We start from the raw sequence: 6,785 nt of genomic DNA, 5'->3' as shown, positions 1-6,785 counted from the left end.
TTTCTTGAGCCAAGATGAATAATAATTTCATGATATTCTTCTAATTCTTGAAGAAGCTGATCTACTTTTGTGTTATTTTTTTCTCTAAAAATATTTATTATTTTTTGGTTATCAGCAAGAATTATCCCCTGACTTTGTACTTTTTCTCCTTGATAAGTTAGGCTTAAGAAAATCAATATTAAAATTAAAAATGTATAAGTTAAATTTTTCATTTTTAAGTCCTCCTTTATTTAGCTAAATTATTAAAAGGAAATTGATTAATATTATAGAATAAATTAAATATAAGAAAAGTTCCTATATAATTTAATTCTTTAAAATTTAATTAATACCTTTAACATAATAAAATTTTATAAGAAGGTGATATAGATGAAGAAAAAATATATTATATCTGCAATTATATTTATATTTTTATTTACTTTTTCGGTTCAGAGTGAAAATATAAACTTTGAATATATTCAAGAATTAATAAATAATCAAGAAAGAGAAAAAGCATTAAATGTTTTAAAGGAAATTGATATTTCCGATAACCCGGATCTTAGATTTTATGAAGCTTTGCTTTTAAGCTGGAAAGATGAATTTGAAAAATCAGAACAAAAGCTTTTGAGCTTGATAGAAGAATATCCAGCAAGATTTGATTTTTATGCTCAACTGGCCAAATTATATGAATGGATGGATAAACCCTATAAATCTCTGGAGTTTAGAAAAAAAGCCTATGAAAGAGCAAAAGGAACTCAATATGAAAAAGAGTATTTAGAATTGTTAAAAATTGCCAGAGAAAGAGTTGAACCTACTAATTTTGCAAAATTAGAATTTATTCATGATATAAATAAGGAGCAAGGAACTATAGCTACTAATATTCTTTTAGGACAGCAAAGAATCATTAGTGATAATATAGATTTAACAGGTTCTGCTGGTTTAAATTATAAGAAGAATTTGAATTATCTATTAAGAACAGAGTTAGAATTAAATTCATTTAATTTTATAAAAAACCTTAGTTTCAAAAATTCCAACAATTTTATATTAAGTAAAAATGAAAATAAACTCGACCTTTATAATAATCTAAATTATAAAATAAATGGAAGAAATGAGGTGGGATTTAACTTAAATAGTTTTAATGTTTTTTCAAACGAAAACTCTAGAAATTATCAAAATATAAATTTTGAATACAAACACAAATGGGATAAATTAGTAAGTGTTATAGGAGTTACAGCTCGAAATGATGAATCTGGTTTAACTTTAGACTTTTCTCAAAATATAGAGATTTATTATCCCTTAGATAAATATTTATTTAGTTTTAATCTTAGCCATTATAAAGGTAATCAATATGTTTTTAGAACAGGTATTGAGTTAACAAATATTGAATTAAATTCAAATTGGATAATAAAAAATTTAAATGGCTGGTTTAATAATGAAAAATCTGCAAAATTAAATTTAAGATTTGAGAGAAACTAAAGTAATAAATTGGTGGTGTAAAAAATTATGATGTCATTACTTTACTTTATAATATATTTTTTACTTTTATTAGTTTTAAGTATTTTAACCTTTATTTTAATTTATCATTTTAAAGATATTATACATGAAAAAAGACTGGAAACTAAAAGTGAAGAATGGGAAAAGTTATTAAATAGTTATTTGAATGAAGAAATGAGTTTAAAAACTATTTCTAATAAATTTCCAAGAGATTATAACTATCTCTATGATTTTTTCAAACCATATTTAAAAAACGCAGACGAAAATAATTTTTATAAATTAAAAAAGCTTATTCAGACAATAGAAATGGATGAATATTATCTTAATAAATTAAAAAAAGGAATTAGAAAAAAGAAAATAAGAGCAGCTGTTTTTTTAGGAAAAATTAATGAAAAAATGGCTTTACCGCTTTTGAAAAGGTATATCTATAAAGATGATGAATTATTAAGAAATGCCAGTATGTGGGCAATTGCTGAAATAGGTGAAATGGACCTTTATTTAGATGTATTAAAAGTTGTTTTAAATAAAACTTCTATGACTTTTGAAGCTCTTACTGAATTATCTATTCATTTTGGAAGAGATATTTGTTTTACTGTTAAAGAATTGCTGGAAGAATATTTAAGAGATGAAAGAGATTTCAAAAATGAATTTGGAATTAGTGATCATGCTATAACAGCTCTTTTTATTGATATTTTAGGTTATTATAGATTTAAAAGGAGTAAAGGATTATTAAAAAGAATTTTAAGAGGAGATAAAAAATATTATGATGATGAAGTTTTAATTCATATTTTTAAAACTTTAGTAAAGTTAAAAATTCCTATTAATGTTGATTTAATAAGATTTTTAAATCATTCTAATTGGGTTATTAGGAGTCAATCAGCTCGTTATGTAGGAAAAATCAAAAATAATAATTATAGTGATCAATTAATTGATCTTTTAAATGATGAAAAATGGTGGGTTCGTTATTATGCAGCTGAAGCTTTATTTATGATTGGTAAAGTTGATTTATTAAAGAAAATTGCTAACTTAGGTAAAGATGGAGCTGAAATTAGTAATTATATTTTGGATATGCATAATTGATAATAAAATTAAAATAAGGATGGATATTATGGGATCACTTTATTCTTCACTGATTTTTATTGATTATTTAGCTATAATTTATTTTTTTCTTGTAAATGGTATTTATTTAATTTTAAATACCTATGCTTTTTTTTCTATTAGAAAACGCTGGATTTCAAAAGAAATAGAAAACTTTGATAAAACTTTCCAAAGTGAATTTTATAAGCCAGTGAGTATAATAATTCCAGCTTATAATGAGCAGGCTACTATTGTAGATAATGTAAAATCTATCCTTGCCTTAAAATATCCTGAATTTGAAGTTGTAGTGGTTAGTGATGGTTCTTCTGATAAGACTATTGACTTATTAAAAGAAGAATTTAATTTAAAAAATTCTAGTAGAAGTTATGAAGAAAAATTAGGAACAGAAAAAGTAATTGAAGTTTATGATTCTGTAGATTATCCTAATTTAATCGTAATAGACAAGGAAAATGGCGGGAAAGCTGATGCGCTAAATGCAGGAATAAATGCTTCACAGTATCCTTTAGTATGTAATATAGATGCAGATACTGTAATAGATGAGGAATCTTTATTAAAAATAGTAGAACCTATTGCCAGAGACTGGAGAGTTGTAGCTGCAGGAGGTTCAATTAGAATAGCTAATGACTGTAAAATAGAAAATGGTCAGGTTACAAAAGTAAATCTTTCTAAAAAATCTATTGTTAAAATGCAGGTAGTAGAATACCTTCGTGCTTTTTTATTTGGTAGAGTTGGTTGGGCAGCAATTGACAGTCTGCTTATAATTTCTGGAGCTTTTGGGGTTTTTAGAAAAAAACATGTTATTGATGCTGGAGGTTATAGCACTAATACTGTTGGAGAAGATATGGAATTAGTTTTAAAGCTAAATCGAAAATTAAAACATAAAGATCGTGACTATAAAGTATTGTTTTTTGCAGATCCAGTTTGTTGGACTCAGGCACCTGAAGACTTGGAGACATTAGGTAATCAAAGAAGCAGATGGCAGAGAGGATTGGGGCAGAGTTTACTTTTAAATAAAGAATTATTTTTTAATAAAAATTATGGACTTTTAGGTCTTTTAGCCTACCCGTTTTACTTTTTTGTTGAATTTTTAGGTCCAATTATTGAAGCGGTTGGTTATCTTTCTATGTTTCTTACTATAGTTTTCTTTGGTGGTATTTCTGAAGTTGTAATATTATTTTTTATAACAGCTATTTTAATGGGAGTGTTATTATCAACACTTTCACTTTTCTTTGAAGTAATGACATTCCATAAATATAAAAAACTTAAAGATATTTTAAATTTATTTTTGTTTAGTGTTTTAGAAAGCTTTGGTTATAAACAGCTTCATACATGGTGGAGACTTAGAGGTATCGTTGAACTTATAAGAAAAAATGAAAGCTGGGGTAAACAGAATAGAAAAACCTTTAATTCTGAAGAATAAATATATTGAAATGTGGTGATTAATATTAATATTTTAATAGTTGATGATGATAAGGATATTAGGTTACTTTTATCAGCATATTTAAAAAAAGAAGGAAATGAAAATATATTATTTGCAGAAAATAAAGAAGAAAGCTATAAGCATTTAGGGATAGGTGATTTTGAAAAAAGCCAAGAAATTGATTTAATAATTCTTGATATTATTTTAGGTAAGGAAAATGGAATAGCAGTTTGTAATAATATAAAAGAAAAAGATGAGTACAAAGATGTGCCTATAATTATGATTACTGCTAAAAAAGAAAAAGATTATTTAAAAAATGCTTTTAAGGCAGGTGCTCATGATTATATAGAAAAACCAATTAATAAAATTGAATTTTTAGCAAGAATAAAAGCTGCTTTAAGATTAAGAGAAGAAATGAAAAAAAGAAAGGGCCGAGAGAAAGAGTTATTAAAAACTTCTAAAAAATTAAAAAAAGCAAATAAAAAATTAGAAAAAATGGCTTCAATGGACGGTTTAACAGGGCTGGCAAACCGGAGATTGTTTGATGAGATTTTAAAAAAAGAATTACTTAGAGCTAAAAGAAATAATAGTACAATATCTTTAATTATGGCTGATATTGATAATTTTAAAGATTATAATGATAATTATGGTCATCAGGCTGGTGATCAATGCCTGAAAAAAATTGCAAAAACAATCGAAGAAACTACTAATAGGCCTGCAGATTTAGCTGCTCGTTATGGAGGAGAGGAATTTTCAATAATTTTACCTGATACTAATAAAGAAGGAGCTATTAAAATAGCGGAAAAGATAAGAGAAAATATTATTTCTCTGGAAATTGAACATGCTAAATCTGATGTGGCTGAGTATGTCACATTAAGTCTGGGAGTTAACAGTAGTAAAATAAATTCTGAAATAGATGATAAGAGAATAGAAGAATTTATCGAAAAGGCAGATAAAGCTCTTTATAAGGCAAAAGAAAATGGAAGAAATATGGTTGTTTCTAATTAAATTTGATTGGAGGGAAAGTAAATGAAAGATAGAAGAATTGAGATTGATAAAGATCTTAAACCTATAATTCCTCAATTTTTGGAAAATAGAAAAAAGGATATCAAAGAAATCGAGAGTTATCTTAAAGAAGATAATTTTAAGCAAATTAAAATAATAGGACATAGTATGAAAGGCTCAGGTGGAGGTTATGGTTTTGAAGAAATAACAAAAATTGGCGAGAAAATAGAAAAAGCTGCTAAAGATGAGAATGAAGAAGAGATAACTAGACAGGTTGAATATTTAAATATATACCTAGAAGAAGTAGAAGTAGTTTATAAATAGGGGAGGTTTTTACCTTGACAAGTTTTAATTTGGAAAAAGAATATGAAATAGTATTTAATAATACCCAGGATGCTCTTTTTATTATAAAAGTTACTGAAAAAGATAATTTTGAATTTTTAAAATTAAATCCTACTCATGAAAATTTAACAGGATTAAAAACTGAAAAAATAAAAGGTAAAACTCCTGAAGAAATTTTAGGTAAAAAAGAAGGTAGAAAAGTTTCTAATAAATACAGAAAATGCCTGGAAAAAGAGGAAACTGTTAGTTATGAAGAAGTTTTAAGCCTTCCAAGTGGAAAAAAATATTGGTCTACAAAACTTAGTCCAGTTATAGAAGATGGAGAAGTAACCCATATAGTTGGGAGTAGTAGAAATATAACGGAAAGAAAAAAATTACAAAAAGAAAAAGATGAAATAAATAAAAGATATAAATTAGCTACCAATGTAGGTGGAATAGGAGTTTGGAAACTCTTTTTGGAAAATAATAAGTTAATCTGGGATAGAGAAATGAAAAATATTTATGGATTTTCTACTGAAAAAAATGATATAGAATATGAGGATTGGGTTAATTCAATTCATCCGGAAGATAGAGAGAGGGTCAATAAGGATTTTAATAAAGCAGTGGAAAATAAAACTAAGTTTAATAATGAATTTAGAATCAATACAAATTCTGGAGAAGCAAAATATATTAGGGCCTTTGGACAAATAGTGACTAATGAAAATGATAAACCAATTCAAGTTATCGGTGTGAATTATGATATTACAGAACGTAAACTATATGAAAAAAGGTATAAGACTCTTTTTGATGAATCACTTTTTGGGGTAGCTTTATTGGATCCTAAAACTGCTAAACCGATTGAATTTAATGAAACTCTTTGTGATATGTTGGGTTATAGTAGGGAAGAATTTGCCAAACTTTCCATAAGTGATTATGAAGCAAAAGAAAATGAAGAGGAGATTAAACAAAGAGTGGAAAGAATGTTAAATGGTTCTAAAGAGAAATTTGAAACTAAACATAGAAAAAAAGATGGAACAATTATTGATGTTTTAATAAAGGCAAGTGCTGTTATTCTTAATGGAGAAAAGTATATTCATGTTATGTATATGGATATTACCAAGAGAAAAAAAGCTTTAGAAAAATTAGAAGAATATTCAAATGAAATGGAAATAAAAAATATGGAATTAGAACAGGCTAAAATAAAAGCCCAGGAAGCTTCTAAAGCTAAATCACAATTTTTGGCTAATATGAGTCATGAAATTAGAACCCCAATGAATTCTATTATTGGAATGGCTGATCTTCTTTTAGAAACTGATTTATCAAATACTCAGAGAGAATACATCGAAATTCTATCAAATGCAGGAGAAAATTTATTAAATATTATAAATGATATACTTGACCTTTCAAAAATTGAAGCAGGAAAAATTGAACTTGAAAAAGAAGATTTTAATCTATATAAAATTTTAGAAAA

Annotated in this window: 7 protein-coding genes; 6 read left to right on the top strand and 1 reads right to left on the bottom strand. The window is 26.0% G+C overall.

Annotated features, from left to right (window positions below; translation table 11 throughout):
* On the bottom strand, positions 1-212 hold a 212-nt coding region (locus VJ881_01920; GenBank protein HKL74797.1), incomplete at its 3' end, for a hypothetical protein.
* Positions 213-366: 154 nt separating this feature from the next.
* On the opposite strand from VJ881_01920, the gene VJ881_01915 reads away from it, so the two are divergent.
* The 6 genes from VJ881_01915 to VJ881_01890 all read left to right on the top strand — a co-directional run.
* Entirely contained in the window at positions 367-1,452 is a 1,086-nt protein-coding gene (locus VJ881_01915) for a hypothetical protein (GenBank protein ID HKL74796.1), read from the top strand.
* Positions 1,453-1,479: 27 nt separating this feature from the next.
* On the top strand, positions 1,480-2,550 hold the full coding sequence (locus tag VJ881_01910) for a HEAT repeat domain-containing protein (GenBank protein ID HKL74795.1): 1,071 nt from the start codon (positions 1,480-1,482) through the stop codon (positions 2,548-2,550).
* A gap of 28 nt (positions 2,551-2,578) precedes the next feature.
* Entirely contained in the window at positions 2,579-3,988 is a 1,410-nt protein-coding gene (locus VJ881_01905) for a glycosyltransferase (protein HKL74794.1), read from the top strand.
* 12 nt (positions 3,989-4,000) lie between these two features.
* The gene (locus tag VJ881_01900) at positions 4,001-4,996 is read left to right on the top strand and encodes a diguanylate cyclase (protein HKL74793.1); all 996 of its coding nucleotides are present in this window, start codon (positions 4,001-4,003) and stop codon (positions 4,994-4,996) included.
* Between the two features lie 21 nt (positions 4,997-5,017).
* A complete protein-coding gene (locus VJ881_01895; GenBank protein HKL74792.1) occupies positions 5,018-5,317 on the top strand; it encodes an Hpt domain-containing protein in 300 nt (99 codons plus the stop codon).
* 14 nt (positions 5,318-5,331) lie between these two features.
* Positions 5,332-6,785, top strand: a 1,454-nt coding sequence (locus VJ881_01890; protein ID HKL74791.1) for a PAS domain S-box protein, incomplete at its 3' end; no start/stop codon positions are given.

The organism is Halanaerobiales bacterium (genome assembly GCA_035270125.1).
In the GTDB taxonomy this organism is placed as follows: domain Bacteria; phylum Bacillota; class Halanaerobiia; order Halanaerobiales; family DATFIM01; genus DATFIM01.
This window is presented reverse-complemented; position numbering and strand designations above follow the sequence as displayed.

Coding starts and splice junctions, on each gene's coding strand:
- VJ881_01915 (HKL74796.1), top strand. CDS start 367: ATGAAGAAAAAATATATTATATCTGCAATTATATTTATATTTTTATTT.
- VJ881_01910 (HKL74795.1), top strand. CDS start 1,480: ATGATGTCATTACTTTACTTTATAATATATTTTTTACTTTTATTAGTT.
- VJ881_01905 (HKL74794.1), top strand. CDS start 2,579: ATGGGATCACTTTATTCTTCACTGATTTTTATTGATTATTTAGCTATA.
- VJ881_01895 (HKL74792.1), top strand. CDS start 5,018: ATGAAAGATAGAAGAATTGAGATTGATAAAGATCTTAAACCTATAATT.